Annotated in this window: 15 protein-coding genes; 11 read left to right on the top strand and 4 right to left on the bottom strand. The window is 60.3% G+C overall.

Annotation, left to right across the window (positions count from 1 at the left end; genetic code table 11):
* Positions 1–210: 210 nt before the first annotated feature.
* Positions 211–714 (top strand): hypothetical protein, encoded by a 504-nt coding sequence (locus BLS41_RS23435; RefSeq protein WP_074769154.1) that lies wholly within the window; start codon positions 211–213, stop codon positions 712–714.
* Positions 715–879: 165 nt separating this feature from the next.
* Here BLS41_RS23435 and BLS41_RS23440 read toward each other — a convergent pair whose 3' ends face one another.
* The gene (locus tag BLS41_RS23440) at positions 880–2,472 is read right to left on the bottom strand and encodes a PqiB family protein (protein ID WP_074771140.1); all 1,593 of its coding nucleotides are present in this window, start codon (positions 2,470–2,472) and stop codon (positions 880–882) included.
* Positions 2,473–2,500: 28 nt separating this feature from the next.
* Positions 2,501–3,796, bottom strand: coding sequence for a paraquat-inducible protein A (locus tag BLS41_RS23445; RefSeq protein ID WP_074769156.1), 1,296 nt, complete (start codon positions 3,794–3,796; stop codon positions 2,501–2,503).
* A 322-nt stretch (positions 3,797–4,118) separates the two neighbouring features.
* On the opposite strand from BLS41_RS23445, the gene BLS41_RS23450 reads away from it, so the two are divergent.
* Together BLS41_RS23450 and BLS41_RS23455 are read left to right on the top strand one after the other, a co-directional pair.
* Positions 4,119–4,781, top strand: a complete 663-nt coding sequence (locus BLS41_RS23450; RefSeq protein ID WP_074769157.1) for a DUF3313 domain-containing protein — start codon at positions 4,119–4,121, stop codon at positions 4,779–4,781.
* Positions 4,782–5,138: 357 nt separating this feature from the next.
* Complete coding sequence (locus BLS41_RS23455) at positions 5,139–5,717, top strand: TetR/AcrR family transcriptional regulator (RefSeq protein ID WP_074769159.1); 579 nt, start codon at positions 5,139–5,141, stop codon at positions 5,715–5,717.
* Between the two features lie 146 nt (positions 5,718–5,863).
* Here the strand turns inward: BLS41_RS23455 and BLS41_RS23460 are convergent, their stop codons facing one another.
* Complete coding sequence (locus BLS41_RS23460) at positions 5,864–9,043, bottom strand: bifunctional diguanylate cyclase/phosphodiesterase (RefSeq protein WP_074769161.1); 3,180 nt, start codon at positions 9,041–9,043, stop codon at positions 5,864–5,866.
* A gap of 551 nt (positions 9,044–9,594) precedes the next feature.
* On the opposite strand from BLS41_RS23460, the gene BLS41_RS23465 reads away from it, so the two are divergent.
* The 7 genes from BLS41_RS23465 (at position 9,595) to BLS41_RS23495 (ending at position 17,975) form a co-directional block, all read left to right on the top strand.
* On the top strand, positions 9,595–10,812 hold the full coding sequence (locus tag BLS41_RS23465; protein ID WP_083380060.1) for a hypothetical protein: 1,218 nt from the start codon (positions 9,595–9,597) through the stop codon (positions 10,810–10,812).
* A 455-nt stretch (positions 10,813–11,267) separates the two neighbouring features.
* Positions 11,268–13,151 carry a sensor histidine kinase gene (locus tag BLS41_RS23470; RefSeq protein ID WP_171910297.1) on the top strand — a complete coding sequence of 628 codons (1,884 nt, stop codon included), beginning with the start codon at positions 11,268–11,270 and terminating at the stop codon, positions 13,149–13,151.
* A complete protein-coding gene (locus tag BLS41_RS23475; protein WP_074769165.1) occupies positions 13,148–13,843 on the top strand; it encodes a response regulator transcription factor in 696 nt (231 codons plus the stop codon). The genes BLS41_RS23470 and BLS41_RS23475 overlap by 4 nt, the downstream gene beginning before the upstream one ends.
* Positions 13,844–13,950: 107 nt before the next feature.
* On the top strand, positions 13,951–14,937 hold the full coding sequence (locus BLS41_RS23480) for a formylglycine-generating enzyme family protein (protein WP_171910298.1): 987 nt from the start codon (positions 13,951–13,953) through the stop codon (positions 14,935–14,937).
* A gap of 96 nt (positions 14,938–15,033) precedes the next feature.
* Positions 15,034–16,545, top strand: coding sequence for an arylsulfatase (locus BLS41_RS23485; protein ID WP_074769169.1), 1,512 nt, complete (start codon positions 15,034–15,036; stop codon positions 16,543–16,545).
* 94 nt (positions 16,546–16,639) lie between these two features.
* Entirely contained in the window at positions 16,640–17,503 is an 864-nt protein-coding gene (locus BLS41_RS23490) for a bile acid:sodium symporter family protein (RefSeq protein WP_083380062.1), read from the top strand.
* Positions 17,504–17,513: 10 nt separating this feature from the next.
* Entirely contained in the window at positions 17,514–17,975 is a 462-nt protein-coding gene (locus BLS41_RS23495) for a YidH family protein (RefSeq protein WP_074769171.1), read from the top strand.
* A 134-nt stretch (positions 17,976–18,109) separates the two neighbouring features.
* Here the strand turns inward: BLS41_RS23495 and BLS41_RS23500 are convergent, their stop codons facing one another.
* On the bottom strand, positions 18,110–19,033 hold the full coding sequence (locus BLS41_RS23500) for a hypothetical protein (RefSeq protein ID WP_253189743.1): 924 nt from the start codon (positions 19,031–19,033) through the stop codon (positions 18,110–18,112).
* A 519-nt stretch (positions 19,034–19,552) separates the two neighbouring features.
* Between BLS41_RS23500 and BLS41_RS23505 the strand changes: the two genes are divergently transcribed.
* Positions 19,553–20,320 (top strand): bestrophin-like domain, encoded by a 768-nt coding sequence (locus BLS41_RS23505; protein WP_074769173.1) that lies wholly within the window; start codon positions 19,553–19,555, stop codon positions 20,318–20,320.
* The last annotated feature ends 179 nt before the right edge of the window (positions 20,321–20,499 follow it).

A 20,499-nucleotide genomic window follows, 5' to 3' on the forward strand; every position in this document is an offset into this window, starting at 1 on the left:
GGCATCGGACCTTGGACCTATATCAAGCAGGGAATGCTTTGCGATATATGAAAGGCGGGGTATTTGAAGCATGACGGAGTTCCGTGCCCGGACCGGCAGCCTACCGTCCGCGATTAGGTCAAACAGATGACACGCCCGCTCATAAGCCACGGCGCGATACTCCGCGAAACCGACTATGTTCGGGGCCGATCATGTTAGCGGAGTACTTCCATGCTTAAACGACTCGCATTTCTCAGCGCGTGCACTGCGGCGTTAATGCTCGCGAGTTGCACCGAGCCGCATCAACGGGTTGAGGCGGGAGCAGACCAGTCCGAACTGATTGCCCGGCTGGGACCGCCCAAGGAAACCTACGATCTGCCGGATGGGGGAAAGCGCTTGATGTGGCCGACCCAGCCCATGGGTTCGACGACAACGGCGGCCGACCTCGACGCTTCCGGCAAAGTGCTAGGAGTTCGACAGGTACTTCGGGACAGCGAATTCCATCGCGCCGAAATCGGCAAGTGGACCCGGAATGACGTGCTCGTCAACTTTGGCCGCCCTTTCGAAACCGGCTACTTCAAGAGAACGAACCGGGAGGTGTGGTCATACCGGTACATGGAAAACAACATTGAACATCTGATCTATCACTTTTACTTCGACGATCAGGGCGTGCTCCGCCAGACACAAAGATCGCCCGATCCGAAATTCGATCCGAGCCAGCGCAACCGGTTCTAGCGGCGGCGGGCTCTTTGCGCTGCGCGGCGCGTCAGTTTGTCAGCGGGTAGTTCTTGAGCTGTTTTCCAAGCCGGGTATCGGGCGTCCAGCGATTCGCTATCCGGCCATCAACGCATTCGAGCGGCTTGTCGCGACCTGATGCGCCTGGAAATTCTGGCTTTCTGATCATCGCGCATCCGCCTTCTTGCCGCGAATCAGCGACTCTGGATGCTGCTCCAGATAGTCCGCCAACGAGCGGACCGACACAGCCGCACGCGACAACTCCTGCATCGTTTCGACCGTGTTTTGCTGCAACGGCGAATCACTTTGCAATGCACGATTTGCGGATGTCAGCGTCTCGCGCGCCGCCGCCAACGTTGCCTTGGCATCGGGCGCAAGATCCGAATTCATCGTATTGAGCAGTCCGTCCGCGTCATTGATTGTCTTGCGTAAATCCTTGCTGATTCCGTCGAAAGGAATGGCATTCAGCTTAGCGACCAGACTCGTGATGGATTCCTGCAAACCCTGCAGATTCCCCGGTACAGTCGGCAATTGCGGCGTTTCTTTGTGCCAGTCCACAGCCGCCTTCGGCGCTGACGGAAAGAAATCAATGGCGACATAGAGCTGCCCCGTCAGCAGACTTCCGGTACGCAGTTGCGCACGCAATCCCTTCGACACCAGGTAGTCCGCGAATTGCTTGCGCTCCGATGCCGTGTTCTTGCGACTCGGGTCCCAGTTCTCTCGCGAGATCAGACGCTCCGGAAAAAGTTTGACCACGACCGGAATATCGAATGACTTTTTCACAGGATCGAAGCGCGCGGAAATAGCCGCCACTTCTCCCACTACGATGCCCCGGAAATCTACCGGCGCACCGACAGTCAATCCGCGTACCGACTCGTTGAAATTCAGCACGTACTGGTCCACTATCGTGTCATGCTGTTTCATTGCATCAGAGCGGTTGGCGAACAGCACATACTGATGTCGTGTATCCGCTTCGATTTTTTCGGTCGATTCCGGCGGGTTTTCAAAAGCGAGCCCACCGATCAACACCGATGCCATCGACTCCGTATCGATCTTCACGCCCGACGTGTCCAGCGTGACATCAACGCCGCTCGCATGCCAGAAGCGGCTGTCGTTCGTGACATATTTATCGTACGGCGCGTTGATGAAGACGTGCAGCGTCATCCCTGCGCCGTCGGGATCGAGCGCATACGAGATCACCTGGCCGACCTGGAGCCGCCGGAAAAATATCGGCGAGCCAATGTCGAGCGAGCCGATATTTGCGCTCTTCAGTACATACTCCCGCCCTGGGGTGCCGGATGCGAGCACAGGTGGCGACTCCAGCCCTGTGAAGTCGCGCCGAGCCTTGCTGGAAGCGCCGATATCCATCCCGATGTGAGAGCCGGAAATCAACGTGCTGATGCCCGACACCGTGCCGCCTGCAATACGCGGACGAACGACCCAGAAGCGCGTGTCGTCGACCAGCATGCTCGCCGCGTTTCGCGACATATCGGCCCGCGCCAGCACGGTTTTGTGATCGTCGGAAAGCGCGAGACTTTTGATCACGCCAACATCGACATTCTTGAACTTGATTTTGGTTTTACCGGCTTCGATGCCATCTCCGGTTGTAAAACGGATGACGATAGTCGGCCCCTCGTTCATCACGGACTGAACTGCGAGCCACCCGGCAATCAGCACCGCGACGATCGGCACGATCCATATCAACTGGATACGCCACTTCGATTGCCCGGTCGCAACCGCCGTGGGGAACTCGGGCATCTCGTGATCACTGTTCTCTTCGGGTGCCTTATCCACGTTCCGTCTCCACGGCATCCCATATCAACCGTGGATCGAACGACAATGTCGCGAGCATGGTCAGTACGACAACCGCGCCAAACGCTATCGCGCCGGGGCCTGCATTGATCGTTGCGATAGAACCGAATTGCACGAGTGCGGCCAGAATCGTAATGACGTAGATATCGAGCATCGACCAGCGGCCGATCCGTTCGAGCAAACGGTAATTGTGCGTCCTTTGTTTTGGAATCAGCGTGGAACGTAGCTGGACGCTGCCAGCGAGAAAAGCCAACGAGAAGATCTTGAGCATGGGTACCACGATACTTGCGATGAAAACGATAGCGGCGAGCGACCACGATCCCGAAGTCCAGAGAAATACGACACCACTGAGTATCGTGTCGGACTGGGTTCGGAACAGGGTTTGCGTCACCATCACCGGCAACGAAACAGCAGGGATATAGAGAACGATGGCGGCGATAAGAAACGCCCACGTTCGCGTGAGACTGCGCGGTTTACGAACGTGCAGGACGTTGCTGCAACGCTGACATTCCGGGCGTGGAATGGAACCGAACGGTGCGCACAGCGAGCCGCAGTCGGTACACGCGGACACGCCCGCGCGCGCTGCAGTTTTCTGCGCACGAAGTCGAAGCTTTTCTGCAACCGGCCCGGAATCTGAAGTGCGAGTGCGCGTCAGACGAACCCAAAGCTCGCGGAAGTCCAGTTCAGCCGTGGTCGCCGTCAGCAGTACCGCAACCGCGCCGAATGAGCACAAACCCACACCCGGAACGACAGTCGCGACGTGCTGGAGTTTGACCAGTGCGATCAACATCGCAAGCATCAGTACTTCGATCATTCCCCACGGAGCAACATGCTGAAGCAGACGCAGAACAATGTCGGGGCGAAGCGGCAACGCCCGGCGACGCGTTGGAAAAAGCAGCGGGACACGAATCGATAAAAGTAGATAGATCACCGCCAGCATGTGGACCGAAGGCATCACGATCGTGGTCAATACGACGAGACCGGCGATTGGCCACATCCCTTCCGTATAGAGCGCCGACGCTGCGCCAGCCAGCGTGCTTTCCATCAGTTCGCCCTTGACCCAAACTTCCACGACCGGGAACAGATTCGCCACGACGAACAGAATCGCGGCGGCCACCGTAAGTGCGAGAACGCGATCGTGGTTTGCCGTGCGACTACGGTAGAGCGCTGCATCACAGCGATGGCAACCCACGCGACCGCCGTCCGGCGGCGAGACTTTCCACTGCAACAGATCGCACTCCCGACACGCGATCAAGGTGGCTTTACTCATTCTGGGCATCCGCTTTCACGCGTCGGTTGACCGCGTGCACGCCCTCTTGCAGGCGCCGATTTATATGAGGCGCAAGACTATCATTGTGGAAATTCTTTGTAAACCGTCCGTCTGGTTTGTTTTTATATAAAAATCAACTTTGGTGCTCCCCACCGGGGTAACACACAAAAAAGACAAATTTCACGGTTCAGCCAATCTCATAAACAGACCGGGCAGACGGTTTACATCTGAATTCTACAGTGTTACTGTGCGGGCTTCGATGGATCCTCCATGTACCGAACCACACGTTCGGCATCCAATTCGCCCATCTGGAACAGACAAAATGATGAACACCCGACTCGCCGCAGCACTCGTGACTGGCGCCACCGCCTTGACGCTTTCCGCCTGCGCAGGCGTGCAACCGGTTGCTTATAGCGGCCTTTCGTCCACGTCGCAAATGACGAAGAACCGCGCGGGCGATTCAGACAAGGTGCCGTACCAGTACGCCGCGCCGGTCGTGTGGTCGCGATACACCAAGGTCACGGTGGACCCTGTCGTTGTCTATCAGGGCAGCGACAATCAGTTTGGCGACATGAAGGCCGAGGACAAAACCGTACTGGCCGAGTACATGCAAAAAACCTTCTCCGACGCGCTCTCCAAACATTTCGACGTCACGACGCAGGCGGGTCCGGACAGCCTGCGCGTCAAGCTGACGCTCACCGGCGCGGAAACGACCACGCCATTCGTTGGACAGTTCACTCACTTCGACATTGGCGGAAATGTCTATAACGGCGTGCAGGCGATTTTTGGTGGGAAGGCCGCATTTAGCGGCTCCGTTTCTTATGCCGTCGAAGTGTATGACGGTACGAACGGTCGTCTGTTGAAAGCGTATGTGTCGAAACAGTATCCGAATGCGATGAACCTGGCCGCCGCGTTCGGCTCGCTGGGCGCGGCAAAAACCGGCCTGGACAAGGGAGCTGACGCGTTGGTGGCTCAACTGCACTGACCGGCATCGGCGGAATACCTGGAACGCCGCGTTTTGTTTCTGCTAAAGAGACTGCGGAGTTGCGCGACTGCCGGTCGCCGATGCATGGGCCGGATTGCGAGGGGCCTGTGTGATGTCGTCACTGGCCGGCTTTAACCCTGCGTGGGCGTGAGCGCCCCTAACAGGCGCAGTTATCTCTCAGCGACAGAAGCACGATCGAACGCAGTGGTTCGCAGCGCGTCCAGCCTGCCCCTTTCGGTATCAAACCTGATTCCCGATGTGATTCCCGTGCGGGTCAATCTGTTAATCTCGCGGTTTTGACCCGGGCGGCACAGTGACCGCCGTTGGTGCGTACACTTTTACATCACACAGGAAGACATGGACAACGCGACCCGTTCAGAGCGATCCCGCAGCGCCGCCATCAGGGCTGCTTTGGCAATCTTGACGCGCGATGGTCCCGGTGGACTGACTTTCGACTCGCTCTCGCGCGAAAGTGGAATCAGCAAAGGCGGCCTGCTGCATCAGTTCGGCACCAAAGCCGGCGTCCTCAAAGCCCTGCTTGCTTATCAGCGGGAACATTTTGAGTCGTTCGCCGCCGGTTTTCTCGCTGCCAAAGGGGAGTCGCTCCCTCATCCCGTGCTGTCTTCGCAGATCGCTGTCATGCGGGAGACCATCAACCAGCCGAATTCGGTCGCGCGATCCATTCTGGCCGCACTCGTAGAAGATCCCGCTTTGCTGGAGGAGATTCGCGTGCAGGATCAGGTGAACATGCGCAAGATTCGTAGCGAAGCGGAAGATCCCGATATGGCGCTCGTGCGCCTGGCCGCGGCACGAGGTCTCGCTTACACCACCTTGCTCGGAATGAGTTCGTTTTCCGATGCGCAGCGCGAGAGACTTTTCAAGCTGCTGATGGATGACAAGCGCTGGCAGTCTCTCGAAGAGTCTCAGGCGAAATAGAAACTGGCGGCACTGTTAGTGCAATTCGCGAAGGCAGTCGAGTTGCCTGAACATGACCCAGCCAGCGCTTTCCCTTCCAATTCAGTTACCAGAAGAAGTCCGCGCACGATTGCAGGAACACCATCGTGCATCGAGCGCGGAACCACTCACGCCACCATCCGCGCGCTACTCCAGTACCACAATTCAGCAGGCGACAAAGCTTTCGAGAAAAGGAAACCCTGCAGTTCATCGCATCCGATATTGCGCAGAATGCGCGCCTGATGCTCGCTCTCGACACCTTCGGCAACCACCCGAAGACCCAGTTCATGTCCAAGCTCGACGATCGCCCGAATGATCGCGAGATCGGCCGGTGCATCGAGCATGTCCTGTACGAACGCACGGTCGATCTTCAGGCGATCGAGAGGAAACCGGTTCAGATAGTTGAGACTCGAGTAACCAATACCAAAGTCATCGAGGGAAATCTTGACGCCAAGCTTGCGGATCGCCTGAATCGTTTGAAGATAGTTCTCCGCGTTGTCCATCAGCACCGTCTCGGTAATCTCGAGTTCGAGCCGCTCGGGTGCGACGCGATATTGCGCGAGACTGTCCGCGAGAGTCTCCAGCAGATCTGGATCGCGCAGTTGTATCGCCGACAGATTGATCGACACGCGCAAATGCATCCGCCCCTCTTCATCCCACTCGGCGAGTTGCCGGCAGGCTTCGTCGATCACCCATGCACCGATCGGGATGATGAGCCGCGTATCTTCCGCGACCGGAATGAATTGCACCGGCGACACCGTGCCGATCTGCGGACTGTTCCACCGCAATAGACCTTCGACGGCAACCAGTTCGCCCGTGCGCGCATCGACGCACGGCTGATACGCAAGCCGGAACTCGCGCTCCGTAATCGCCGTGCGCAGACACGCTTCGAGCGTCAACCGGTAGCGCGCGCGTTCGGCCATATCGGGCGAGAAGAACTTGACGAGATTGCGGCCGGCCGCTTTCGCCTGATACATCGCGGCGTCCGCGTTCTGCATCAGGGTTTCGATGTCTTCGCCGTCGTCCGGGAAAAGCGCGACGCCGACACTGCACGACACCGGCAACGCAGCGCCGCCAAGTTCATGCGGCTGCCGCACGAGCGGCAACAGGCGGTCTTCGATGGCGCGCGTCACGTCCGCCGTGTTGCTCACACCGTTGAGGATCACGGTGAACTCGTCGCCACCCAGCCGGCTAACCGTGTCGTTGCTGCGCACAGCTTGCAGCAGTCGTCGCGACACCGAGCGCAACAGATTGTCGCCAATATGATGACCGAGCGAATCGTTGATGTTCTTGAAACGGTCCAGGTCGATGAAGAGCACCGCGGCGCGTTGGCCCGTGCGCCGCGCATTGGCGAGCGCGACGCCCAGGCGCTTCACGAACAGTTCGCGGTTCGGCAATTCCGTCAGCACGTCGTGCTCGGCGAGAAACTGGATGCGCGCCTCGCTTTTCTTGCGGTCCGTGATGTCGATCAACGTGCAGATGTAGTGCGACAGATTCGCCCGGCGGTCGCGCACGGCGCTCACCATCAGCCACGCCGGATAGTCGCTGCCCGCCCGCCGCCGCACCTGCGCTTCGCCGTGCCACGCGCTCAGACGGTCGACGGAATCGATGACGGACGGGAAAATATCGCCCTGCTCCTGCGCGCCGAAAAGGAAAGCCGGCTCCTTGCCGGCGACATCGTCGGCACGGTAGCCAGTGGCCCGATAAAACGACGCGTTGGCGGTCACGAGCCGTCGTTGTGCATCGAGAATCAGAATGGCCTCGGATGATGCTTCGAACACCTTGCCCCACAATTCCAGCCGCTGCTCCATCAGCTTGATCTGGTTGATGGGAGTGAAAGCCGTCAACACCGCGTCGCGTCCCTGGAAGTCGAGGCGCCGCGCCGACAGCATCGCCCACGTGGGTTCACCACTGGCCAGCCAGCGCACCTCGAATTCGTCCACGGCGTCGCGGTCGGAGAGTTGCTGGAAAAACCGCGCGCGCACTTCGGAGTCGAGCCCGTAGCCCCATGGGTCAACCGTGCAGCCGTTCAGCCAGGCCAGCGCGGGCCGGTTCGCATGCAGCACCTCGTGGCCGGGAATCGCGGTCACGACCATCGGCACCGGCGTCGCTTCGACGAGCGCGTATTGCGCCGCCGACGCTCTCGCGGTCGCAGCGAGTTCCTTCTGCACGTCGCGCTCGCGGTCGAGCTGCGCCAGCATGTCGTTGAAGCCTCGCACGAGCTGGCCGATCTCATCCTGACTGTGCCAGTTGGCGCGCAATGAATGGTCGCCTGTGCGGCGTACGGTATCCATCACACGCGCAAGCTGGCGCAACGGGCGCGACACCTGCTGGGCGACGAAATACACCATGCTGAGAATCGCGCACAGCAGAAAAAATGCCGTCCCGAGGTGTAGCCACATGCGCTGAAAAAGACCGCGCACGCGGGCATGCAGAAGACTTTCGAGTTGACTGCCGGTCATACTCCACGCGTCGCTCACGCTCGTGATGACCTGCTGCTGCGCGGCATCGAGCGCGGCCAGCGTGGCCGTGTCCGCGCCATTGTCGACCGCTGCGCCAGCCACATGGCGATAGGTTTCGATGGCGGCGAGCATGCGTGCAATCGACGGTCCGATCGTGCCGCTCAGCGTGCCGTTCGCCGCCGAAGCTTCCGCGTAGTCGGAGCGTAGCCCCTGCAGTACTGCATCGAGTTGCCCCTCCAGCACGAGGTAGCGGGTACGCATCTCGTCGCGGCTCATCGGTGCGTCGTGCAATCTCGCGCCGGCATTGTGCAGATGACGGCCGATCCGGTTGATGTCGTTGAGCAGTTCCGGGTAGCGCAGAATCGACAGCGACATCGCGTAGTAGCTGTCGAGGTCCGGGTCCAGAATCAGGTTGGACTGGTTGCCGATTCGCGTCACCAGCGCGCGCGTCGCTTCGAGTCCATCGTCCACCGTCGCTGCGCTCGCGTGCGGTGTCGAGATCGCGGCGAGTGCCGTGCGGACCTTTTCGTTTATCTCCGCGCTTTGCATGTTCGCGCCGAAGCGGTGCTCGGCGTCGGCGAGCTTACTCGCGGTTTCCTGCGAGTGAGGCGCGGTCCGCGGCTGGCCCGCCCCCGCCATGGCAAAGTCGATGACCGCATCGTGCACGATTGCAACGTAGGCATTGCCAACCAGTTCCTTGTCGGAGAAGTCGATCGCAATGTACTTCTCGTGGATCAGAATGCCGCTGATGTAGACCACCGCGCTGAGGTCGAGCAGATAAATCAGCAGCAACTTGCGGCCGACGCGAAGACGTCCGAGAAAATGGAAGAACGGGTTGCGATTCATCGGCGAAAGCACTCGATCGCAAAGCGTTTATTCAGGGTGCGGTATGCCTGACGTTTCACTGCTTGTCTCCGTGCACGGAACGTCGAACCCGGGTTGGGTCCGACTGAGGGAACCCCCTCAGTCATCCTATCGACCAGCGAAATTTTTTCTTTAGCATTTGCTTAAAATTCGCCAGAACGGTGCCTGAAATGCGACAGCACGGTGCGAAAAAGCCAGTGCACGCCTTGTTTTGGGTCGATCGCTGGACCCGGTTTTCGAGGGGCGGTCTGTAATGAGACCTTCGCTCGATGAGGAGCGAAGGCGCACGTCCCATCCTGATCCGAGCGTTCGATAGAAAGGCGGGAGATCTTCACGCACAGGCTCAGCGCACGACCTGACAGCCACGCGAATATGACGGCTGAGTACGCGGATCTGACACAGGTACCGCCTTGCGAACCGAACACGTAGCCAGTTGCAGTTCGACGGCAACCGGCGCAGTCTTCTGATCGGGAGATTCATCAATCTGATCGCCGCGGCGGTGCGAGCAAGCGGATCTTGCAACGGAGCAGCACATGGCCATTTCCGAAGACCGTAGCGCCGCCGAACCCGACACGTCCAGTGACGTCTCTGGAGTCGAACTCTCACTGGTGCGCGACGACCTCGCGTTTCGCTTCCAGCGCAAGCTTGGACTGATTCCTGCAAAAGGGATGGGGACGGCCCGTCGCGCCGTCATCTTCGCTGCGATCACCTGGCTACCACTCGTGATATGGGCCGTCGCCACCGGTCGAGGCAACTCGATCGACGGCGCGGACACTCTGTTCGGTCATTTCGGCATTCACGTGCGCTGTCTCGTGGCGATTCCGTTATTCATCTTCGCAGAAGACGTAGCGCAGAAATCCGTGCCGCCGTTGCTGCGTTACTTCGTGCAGTCGGGTCTCGTACCAACGGAGAAGATTCCGCTATACCGGGCCTTGATTGCCAGCGTGATCAAGCTCAGGAACGGTGTTCTCCCGTGGGTGCTCATTATCGGCGCAGTGATTGCATGGTCCAGCGCGGGCGCTGTCTTCCGGCAATTCGAGGACATATCGTGGGCGACTGCCGGTGGCGAAGGCGGCGCGGAGATGACTTTCGGCGGCTGGTGGTTCGTGCTGGTAATCCGGCCGATTTTCACCGCGCTTCTGCTCGCCTGGTTATGGCGCGCGTGCCTCGTCTGCGTGCTCACTTTCAGACTCGCGCGCTTTCCGTTGGCGCTGGTGCCCACGCACCCGGATCGCGTGGGCGGCCTCGGCTTTTTCGAGCGCATCATGTTCGTCTTCAGCCCGGTCGCGTTTGCTGTCTCCGCAGTCACAGCCGCGTCGTTCGCGCACGAAGTCGTGTATCACGACGTGCAGGTAATGGCGATCAAAGGCGCCCTGGTGGCTAGCGCGGTATTGGTCACGATCGTTTTTCTTCTGCCGATGGTGCCGCTTGCGCTAGTGTTGGGAAGCACGAGGCGCAAGGCAATGATGGACTACGGCAGCCTCGTGGGACACCACGGCAGGCTGGTGCATCGACGTTGGGTGCAAGGTGAAGAGATCGGCTCGCCCGCTATTCTTGACGCGGCCGAACTGGGCCCCGTTGCCGATGTGCAGACCATCTATGCGGCGGTCCAGAATATGCGCTCATTTCCGATTGGCAAGCGCGGCATCGTTGCTATCGCCGTTCCGGCTGTCTTGCCCATGTTATTTGTTGCAGGCATGCAGTTGCCGATGCAAGGCCTCGTATTGAAGGTTCTCAAGACGCTGATTTAATTTGCGCCTGACTTATACCATTGCCTTCTGCCAGCGCCCCCATTGCCTGAATAGAAATGCGATGCCGGCTTTTCATAGAATCAACTCTCGAACCAATTCTTTAGTTACTGAATAAAGCAAAACCATTCCCCCATTTCATTCCGCCCCCACAAAGCACCTTGTCATTATGTAAAGGACTAATATAGGATGATATGGATACCGTAACGGCACTACTTCGCAAAACCAAGTGATTAAAAAATCACTACTCTGCGAAGGAAAAATCGACCAGAAAAACGATAAGACCACATTGTCACGATGTTAAATAAGCTTACAAGCCGCCCGGACATAGCGTGGACATGCGCGACTTCCCTGAATTCGTGTACGAGGACATTAGCAGGAAAAATTCGGCCCAAATAATGCGCCAGGGCAGAGTATTGCCGCGACACATCATTTTCCTTTTTCTGGTTGCGCTGATATTGAGCGCCTCGCCCGGTGCTTACGCGCATCCATGGCGGGTGGTTATTTTGCCAGGTGCCGACCCCTCTCTACCGGCGGCCTTCGAACAGATCCAGACTCTTCGTAGCACGCTCTCCGCAGTTGCGCCCGACGGTGTGGATTTTTATACCGATTCGCTCGACGGCTTGCGCTTCGACAGTGCCGCGCTAATGCCCGACTTCCTTGCCTTGATGAGACGGAAGTACGAGCACCGGCAGGTCGACATCGTCATTGGACTGGCCGACTTCGCGTTGGAGTTCACGCGCAAATATCACGCGGAAATCTGGCCTGGCGTGCCGGTCGTGATTTCCAGCATCGATGATCGCCGGCTCGCGGGACTGCCCCCCGACTTCGCGCATGTGCCGATGCGACTCGACATCGACGGTACGCTGGCCATGGCCGAAAGCCTCCAACCCGATGCGCACCGTCTGGTGGTAGTAGGCGGCGTCAGCGAGTTCGATCGCGACGGCGCGGACCGGGCTGCCGCCGTCGCGGCGCAACGCACTAGCCACAAATGGCGGGTCGAAGTCTGGCGAGGTCTGTCGTTGCCCGAACTGCGCCAGCGTCTCGCAACGCTCGACAGGCACAGCGCGGTCCTGTACGCAGGCATGTTCCGCGATCGTGAAGGCCGTACTTATTTTCCCTACGAAGTCGTCGGCCCAATGGCCGAGGTGTCCGGCGCACCCATCTATAGCTGGTATCCCACGTATCTTCCGTACGGCCTGACGGGCGGGTCCGTTATCAGCTTCAGGAAAAACGGCCAGATCACGGGCGAACTTGCTGCATCGATATTGCTCGGCAAGCAGGCGGCACCGGGTGCCATGACGTCGATGGGAGCGTCGCATTGCGTCGCGAACGTGACACGGCTGGAAAAACTCGGGCTTCGCGCCGATTCGTTGCCGCCGGATTGCGAATTGATCGACGTACCGCCGTCGATCTGGCGTCAGTATCGTGGCGCCGTCGTGCTCGCGCTGGCGGTTTTAGCCATGCAGGCCCTGACGATTGCTGCACTGCTCTGGCAGCGTCGCGGGCGGCATGTCGCGGAGGATGAGGCCACCCTTCGGCGCGCAGAACTGGCGCGTGCAGCGCGCTTCGCGGCTGCGGGCGAACTGAGCGCTTCGATTGCCCATGAAGTCGGTCAGCCGCTAGGGGCCATTCTCAGCAACGCGGATGCCGCGAGCATGATGATCGACAAACCCGAGCCTAATCTCGAGGAATTGCACGCCATCCTGGCCGATGTACGGCGCGACGCGCTGCGCGCCAACGAGGTGGTGCAACGTCTGCGTACCCTGCTGCAAAAACAGTCGGTGGCATTCGGTCCGGTAGGTATCGACGATACGGTCGCTGAAACGCTCGCCCTGCTCGGCCCGGAATCGCGGCGCCGCAACGTGACAATCGAAGCGAGCCTGGACGCGGGCGGGATTCAACTTCAAGGTGACCGGATCCAGTTGCAGCAGGTCCTGCTCAACCTCGCCATCAACGCACTGGACGCGATGCAGGAGACGCCGCCGTCTGCACGCATCCTGTCGATCTCGACACGTAAGAGCGGCAACGGGCTCGAAATAACCGTGGCCGATCGCGGCCACGGCATTCCGGCGGGAGAAAAAAAGCGACTGTTCGAGTCGCTCTATACGACCAAGCCGCACGGTATGGGCCTGGGCTTATCCATCGTCAGGACCATCGTCGAGGCCCACCGTGGCCGCGTCACCGTTGCGGATCGGGACGGCGGGGGCAGCGTCTTCAGGGTGTGGCTGCCGGAGCGCGGCACGCCGGCTCATGCTGCGAACCGCCGGGCCAGCCGGCATGGCGCCGCCGAGACGAACCTGACCCAGCAGCATCCAACGATACAGGGAGGACGCTTGTGAGTGACCCTATCGACACCGTCGTTCACGTAGTCGACGACGACGAATCCATGCGCACCGCGCTGACCCGACTGCTCACGCAGGCCGGGTATCGGGTAAAGGCTTACTCGTCAGCCGGAGAGTTTCTGGTGGCCGAGCCCGATGTGCGGTCTGCGTGCCTGATTCTGGACCTCGAGCTTCCCGGCCCCGGCGGCCTCGAATTGCAGCATGCGCTTCATCGGCTGGGACGCGAAATGCCGATTGTTTTCATCAGCGCGCATCGTGATATTCCCAGTACCGTGCAAGCGATCAAGGCAGGGGCCCGGGATTTTCTCCTCAAGCCGATCAACACGCAGATGCTTCTCGCTGCGGTCGAGAGTGCGGTCGCAGTAACGGCTCCAGAGTCGCCCCCGGAAAGCACGGCCGAACCCTTCGCAACGCCCTTGACCGATCGCGAGCGGGCGGTGCTGCGTGGCGTGGTGACCGGGCGGCTCAACAAACAGATCGCCGCCGAACTGGCATTGAGCGAGCGGACCATCAAGACATGCCGGGCTCACCTGATGCACAAGCTGAACGCCCATTCGCTTGCCGAACTCGTGAGGCTGGCCGAGCCGATCTTCCATATCGGTAGGAGCAGGCCCGGTCAGATTGCCCCAACGGGCAATTTCGTTGCCCCTTCCCCGGATAGCGTAAGCGTCCCGCCGCTCCGATACTGATGATCCGTACGAGGCGCTCCCGACGCTAGTCGAGCGGACTCGCCATACGTGTATGGCGCGCTTCGTCTTGCCCGTTCCGTCGTTGCAATCCAACTTGCTGGCTGATCATGGTCCATCCCTCACCCGAAGCGACCAACGACAACATCGAGCCCAATTCGCCCGCCGCGCCACCGGGTATGGTCCAGATTGGCGGCGACCTGTTTGTCATGGGATCGGATCATCATTACCCGGAGGAAGCGCCGGCGCACAAGGTGCGCGTGAACGACTTCTGGATAGACCGCCATGCCGTGACGAACGCCGAATTCGGGCGCTTCATCGACGCTACCGGACACATCACGACAGCCGAGCGCCCCGCTAATCCAGACGACTATCCGGGCGCGCTGCCCGAGTTGCTGCAGCCGTCCTCGGTCGTGTTCGCCCGACCGCCCGGGCGTGTGGATCTGCGCAATCACTACAACTGGTGGACCTATATGCGCGGCGCCGACTGGCGCCATCCGCGCGGCCCCGCCAGCTCGCTTGACGGGCTCCTCGACCATCCCGTCGTGCATGTCACTTACGAAGACGCCGAAGCCTACGCAAAGTGGGCCGGCAAGGACCTGCCCACCGAAGCCGAATGGGAGTTCGCCGCGCGCGGCGGTCTCGACGACGCCGAGTTTGTCTGGGGCGCCGAATTCACACCCAACGGCCAGCAGATGGCCAACACGTGGCAAGGCGAATTCCCGTGGCAGAACCTTCTTGAAGACGGCTACGAATGGACCGCGCCGGTCGGCTCTTTTCCGCCGAACGGCTATGGGCTGTACGACATGGCGGGCAACGTGTGGGAGTGGACCAGCGACTGGTATCAGGACCACGGGAAGATCGTGAAAGCATGCTGCACGCTCGACAATCCGCGCGGCGGAACGCGGGAGGCAAGTGTCGATGCGCGCTCCCCTCAAGTCAGGATTGCACGCAAGGTGATGAAAGGCGGCTCGTACCTGTGCGCGCCGAATTACTGCAGGCGCTATCGGCCGGCCGCCCGGATGGCGCAACCGGTCGATACATCCACCTGCCATGTCGGCTTTCGTTGCGTCGTTCGCGACACGGTTCCCGGTTAAGTCCGACAGCCAATACGACCTCTTGCAGACCCGTCGACGACAGGGTCGCGAGAGTTTCGCTACCGGTTACGGTGGCTCTACGCAAAGGAGTTTTTCATGGCGGCGAAGAAGAAAACCAACTTCCTGATCCTTTGGGGAGACGACATCGGTCAGTCCAACCTCAGCATCTTCAGCAAGGGCGTGATGGGATACCGCACGCCCAATATCGACAGCATCGGCGAGGACGGCATGGTGTTCACCGACTATTACGGCGAACAGAGTTGCACGGCCGGTCGCGCGTCGTTCATCACGGGACAATGCGGATTGCGCACGGGACTGACCAAGGTCGGCCTGCCTGGCGCGCCGCTCGGCATGAGCGCCGAAGATCCGAACATTCCCGAGTTGCTCAAGGGTCTCGGGTACAGCACGGGCCAGTTCGGCAAGAACCACTTCGGCGATCGCGACGAGCATCTGCCGACCGTGCACGGCTTCGACGAATTCTTCGGCAATCTCTATCACCTGAATGCCGAGGAAGAGCCTGAATTGCCCGATTATCCCGATCCCAAAGAGTTTCCCGACTTTCACAAGAAGTACGGCCCGCGCGGCGTGCTGCACTGCTGGTCGGACGGCAAGGGCGGCCAGAAAATCGACAATACCGGTCCGCTCACGCGCGAGCGGATGAAAACGGTCGACACCGAGTTTCTCGCGGCCGCCAAGGAATTCATCCAGAAGGCGCACAAGGAAGACAAGCCGTTCTTCGTCTGGTTCAACACCTCGCATATGCATTTCCGCACGCATATCGAGGACCGGATTCGCGGTCAGGCGGGACGCTGGCAGTCGGAGTATCACGACTGCATGATCGAACACGACAAGCATATCGGCGAGATGCTCGCGCTACTCGACGAACTCGGCATAGCAGACGACACGATGGTCATGTACAGCACCGACAACGGTCCGCACATGAACTCGTGGCCCGATGCCGGTATGACACCGTTCCGCAACGAGAAGAACTCGAACTGGGAAGGCGCATACCGCGTGCCCTGTCTGGTTCGCTGGCCGGGCGTGATCAAGCCGGGCACGGTGTGCAACGAGATCGTCAGTCACCTCGACTGGCTGCCGACCATCGTCGACGCGGCGGGCGACCCCGACGTCAAGGACAAACTGACGAAGGGCTTCGAGGCCAATGGCAAGACCTTCAAGGTGCATCTGGACGGCTTCAGTCTGATGCCCTACTTCACCGGTAAGGCGAAGAAACCTGAACGTAAGGGCTTCTTCTATTTCACCGACGACGGCGACCTCGCCTGTCTGCGCTTCGACAACTGGAAAGTCGTGTTCATGGAACAGCGCACGGCAGGCACGTTGCGAATCTGGGCGGAGCCACTGGTCACGTTGCGCGTGCCGAAAATCTTCAACCTGCGCACGGACCCCTATGAGCGGGCGGATATAACGTCCAACACCTATTACGACTGGCTGCTCGACCACACCTTCATCCTTGTGCCGGCGCAGGCTGGCGTGGGCGAATTTTTGCAGACGTTCAAAGCCTTCCCGCCAAGGCAGAAAGCGGCCAGCTTCGGCGTGGATCAGGTGATCGACAAGATGACCGACGCCGCCGGCGGTGGTCATCGCTGATTGCTCCTTCGTGCTCATTGCGCACGGCCTGGCTCGGGTGGCGTCGTTGCTAATGTCCCCCGAGTCCGTTCTTCCCCGGACACCAGGATAGGCCATGGACGCCAAGGCCCTGATTCTCCTCGCGCTCAAGATCGCGATCGCAGGGACGGTGTTGACCTACGGCCTTCAGGCTAAACGCGACGATATGCTGTATATCGTCCATCGGCCCGGCCTGCTTCTACGCTCGCTCATCGCGATGCTGGTGCTCATGCCGCTGCTAGTGGGCGTGTGCGTCTATTTTCTGGATCTGCGGCTGCCGACAGCCGTCGTGCTCACGGCGCTCGCCATTTCGCCCGTGCCGCCGATGCTACCCAAAAAGCAGGAGAAAGCGGGCGGCATCGCACCCTATAGCCTCGGCCTGCTCGTCGTGCTCGCGCTGGTGTCGATCGTCACGGTGCCGCTTACGCTCGTGCTCCTCGACTGGCTTTTCGCGCTGCCACAGGGCGTCGGACCGGTCGCGATCATGGCAATCGTCCTGAAGATGATCATCTCGCCGCTCGCGCTCGGGCTCGTCGTCGCGAAGCTGATGCCAGGTATCGCCGCGAGCGTGAGCCGGCCCATCCACCGCTTCGCCACCGTGCTGCTGCTCGCGGCGTCGCTCGTCCTGCTCGCGACGACGTGGCACGCGATCTGGCTGACCACCAGCCTGTGGACCGTGGTGTCCATCGCGGCGTTCGTGGTGGTCGGTCTTGCCGTCGGTCACTGGCTCGGCGGTCCGGCGCCGGAGCATGCGTCGGTGCTGGCGCTGTCGACCGCTTCGCGCCATCCCGCCATTGCGCTGGCCATCTCGACGGCCAGCTACCCTGGCGAGCAGTTTGCGCCCACGCTCGCGCTTTATCTTCTGCTGTGTACCGTGCTGGTCATTCCTTACGTGAGATGGCAACGCCGCCGTTCGGCCCTCCTCTCCGGCTCGCCATGAAGGAGACGACATGACATTGCCTGGCGGCCGCGATCCTGCGGCGATACCGAGCACCGATGCCGCCGCAGTCGTGAAGCCCGACGAGGGCACGCTGCAAACGCGGGCGAGAACCTCGCTGGCGGTCGAGCGCACTTTTCTCGCCGTCGAACGCACACTGATGGCATGGCTTCGCACATCGCTGTCGATGATCAGCTTCGGCTTCACGCTGGCGAAATTCTTCGAATACCTGGTGCATGAGAACGGCGCGCCCATCGTCGGCCGATTTGGTGGAACCTGGTCGCCGCGCATGGTGGGCACGGCGATGGTCGTAATCGGTACCGTGGCCCTGCTTGCCGCCGTCGTTCAGCACGCGCGCCGGGTCAGCGCGTTACGTCGCGAGGGGCTCGTGCCGCAATGGAACCTCGCTTTCTGGATCGCCATCGCCGTGTCGGCTCTCGGCACGTTCGCGCTGGTCTCTATCGTGCTCGACTGAAGGCGGCAACGTACGGCCGCGAAAGCGAAATGCACATGCGCTTGCTGCGAGTACGCGCGGCGGGTGTATGAGGCAACCACGCCCGACTCGCAGCGTCGTTTGGTACGGTCCTTTGCGAATAGACTATTTCGCGCCTAGAAGCTGAGCGCCAGCCCCAGCGATGCACCCGTCACGTCCTTGCCGAACGCATAACGCGCGACGATTCGAAAGCGCGAGAAGAGCTTCGTCACAGCGCCCGTATCGATTTCAAGACCCGCGCCCAGCGACGTGAGCTGATTGAAACCGAGGATATTCGCCTGACTGCCGAGGTAGGTGGAATGGGACAGCTCGAGCACGTAACGCAGTGGCCGATGCAATGCGAGCAAGCCGGTCGGCGCGCGCCAGCGTGCATAAAGATTGGTGGACTGCGCGCTGGCCGAGCCCCGCACCGCACTGGAAGAGCCAAAGCTTTGCAGATAAATGTTCGTGTAGCGCAGTTCCAGATCGAACTCATAAGGCTCCTGGCGAGGGTACCAGCCGAGCATCAGCGAGCCGCCAAGGCCATACGCACTGAGGGAACCGTTGCGGATGAAGTCGATGTTGCTGTCCGTCTTGTGGTTGATCAGGAATTGCGCGGCGCTCGCATCGCTCAACACCTCGCCCAACGAAAAATTGAAGATCGGCCGGATGACCAGATCCTTCTTTTCGTTCAGCGGAAAGTCCCAGCCGATTCCGCCCGTCGCTGCCACGTTTGTCCAGCGTGTAGGCAGCGCGCGCTGCTCCTGCCCGTTCGAGGTGACAAACGTCGGATCGTAACGAGACCCGCCGAGCGCGCCTTCCAGGTACAGCGGAAAGCTCTGGCTCAGCGTAAAGCCGCCGCCGAACTGGGTCATGTTCAACGAGGGGTTGCCGGTCGAACCATTGCGAATGCCCAGCGTACTCGCCGACAGATCGGGCGTGACTGAGAAAGACAGTAGCGCGAGCACGGCGTTCGCGCGACGTTGCACGTCCGGCCCGGTAAAAGTCGACGCGCTTTGTGCCACGGCACTGCCAGGAACGAGCCATTGAGCGCTCGCCAAAAGCAATCCTTGAACGAGAAGCCGGATGCACCGGTGGCGAGCACGTCGATGGCAATCGATGGTCGCGATTTGCGAACCGGTGTCAGGCGCTGTGCCGCTTTGCGACACGAATCGCACGACGGCGCGGAGGATGGAATGCCGGCTCAGCTGCATGGACGAAACAGACCGCAGTGATCGATTGCGTTAGGCAATATCTTTCCCGGCAGATGGCCTGGATCCAGATGCGCGGACGGCTACGACTTTTTCCAACGAGCTTTTCGGAGTGTTGTTCATCCACCCGCACGTCACCATAGGTAGTTAGGGCAATCCGGTTGCCCCGTGGGGCAACATCGGATCCAGTCCTTTCCTTTCAGGGGGATGATCATTTACATTGGTTGCGCGATCGCGCTTTTAAATCGCACCTCTGGTGTCGTGCGTTCCGACCGCTGCCGGTGTAAAACGCGGTAACCGGACCACCGCGATGCGAGCCGCCCGCTCGCGCATGGCGCTGCGAGCAACCAGCAACTTATGGGAGGACGCATGCAGCAACTCATAAGACATCCCATCGTCCTGTTCTTTATTTCGCTCGTGCTGATGTCGGCTGCGGGCTGGATCGGCAGCGCGGTGCTGCGTCCACGCATGCCAATCGGCGATACCTCGCGCGACGACTTCAAACTGGTTCAATCCGCGACGTTGACGCTGCTCGCGCTGGTCATCGGTTTCAGCCTCTCCATGGCGGTGAACCGCTACGATCAGCGGAAAAATTATGAAGAGGAAGAAGCCAACGCCATCGGAACCGAATTCATTCGGGCCGATCTTCTGCCGGCCAGCGCGGCCGCGGCGATTCGCACGGATCTCGCCCGGTATCTCGACTTGCGAATCCAGTTCTACCAGGCCGAGGACGAACAACGACTCGCGGAGATCAACGCCGCCACGGCGAATCTGCAAGGCAAATTGTGGAACGCGGCGGCCAGCGGAGCCCTGACCCAGCCGAATCCCGTTTCCGCGCTCGCGGTCGCGGGCATGAACGACGTCATCAACACGCAGGGCTATACGCAGGCTGCGTGGTGGAATCGCGTCCCGGTGGCCGCGTGGATATTGCTGCTCTCGATAGGCGTGTTCGCCAATATGCTGGTGGGCTATGGCGCGGAAAATTCGAAACACCAGGGACGTCTTCTGCTAATCATGCCGATCACCGTATCGCTGTCGTTCATGCTGATCGCGGATATAGACAGTCCGCGACACGGCATCATTCGGGTGGTGCCGCAAAACCTGATAAGTACGACGTTATCGCTGCCTAAGCCCTGATTCCGCGAGGGGCGGTGCTGCTGCCTGTTCACTTGTTGGCCGACCCCGCGCGACAGGTTCCATCAGGGTGCAGCCAACGCCGGGGACTGGTCGTGGTTTGCCCCGAGGGGCAATCGGATTGCCCGATTCCCGGATAGCCCCGAAGATTGGCGCACGCGATACTTGACGCAAGGATCTTG

It is taken from the genome of Paraburkholderia fungorum (genome assembly GCF_900099835.1).
Lineage (GTDB): Bacteria > Pseudomonadota > Gammaproteobacteria > Burkholderiales > Burkholderiaceae > Paraburkholderia > Paraburkholderia fungorum_A.

What these genes read in the sequence shown, in the direction of transcription:
- BLS41_RS23495 (WP_074769171.1), top strand. Translation starts at nt 17,514, where the DNA reads ATGACATTGCCTGGCGGCCGCGATCCTGCGGCGATACCGAGCACCGAT.
- BLS41_RS23455 (WP_074769159.1), top strand. Translation starts at nt 5,139, where the DNA reads ATGGACAACGCGACCCGTTCAGAGCGATCCCGCAGCGCCGCCATCAGG.
- BLS41_RS23435 (WP_074769154.1), top strand. Translation starts at nt 211, where the DNA reads ATGCTTAAACGACTCGCATTTCTCAGCGCGTGCACTGCGGCGTTAATG.
- BLS41_RS23490 (WP_083380062.1), top strand. Translation starts at nt 16,640, where the DNA reads ATGGACGCCAAGGCCCTGATTCTCCTCGCGCTCAAGATCGCGATCGCA.
- BLS41_RS23480 (WP_171910298.1), top strand. Translation starts at nt 13,951, where the DNA reads ATGGTCCATCCCTCACCCGAAGCGACCAACGACAACATCGAGCCCAAT.
- BLS41_RS23485 (WP_074769169.1), top strand. Translation starts at nt 15,034, where the DNA reads ATGGCGGCGAAGAAGAAAACCAACTTCCTGATCCTTTGGGGAGACGAC.
- BLS41_RS23440 (WP_074771140.1), bottom strand. Translation starts at nt 2,472, where the DNA reads ATGCCCGAGTTCCCCACGGCGGTTGCGACCGGGCAATCGAAGTGGCGT.
- BLS41_RS23465 (WP_083380060.1), top strand. Translation starts at nt 9,595, where the DNA reads ATGGCCATTTCCGAAGACCGTAGCGCCGCCGAACCCGACACGTCCAGT.
- BLS41_RS23445 (WP_074769156.1), bottom strand. Translation starts at nt 3,796, where the DNA reads ATGAGTAAAGCCACCTTGATCGCGTGTCGGGAGTGCGATCTGTTGCAG.
- BLS41_RS23450 (WP_074769157.1), top strand. Translation starts at nt 4,119, where the DNA reads ATGATGAACACCCGACTCGCCGCAGCACTCGTGACTGGCGCCACCGCC.
- BLS41_RS23505 (WP_074769173.1), top strand. Translation starts at nt 19,553, where the DNA reads ATGCAGCAACTCATAAGACATCCCATCGTCCTGTTCTTTATTTCGCTC.
- BLS41_RS23460 (WP_074769161.1), bottom strand. Translation starts at nt 9,043, where the DNA reads ATGAATCGCAACCCGTTCTTCCATTTTCTCGGACGTCTTCGCGTCGGC.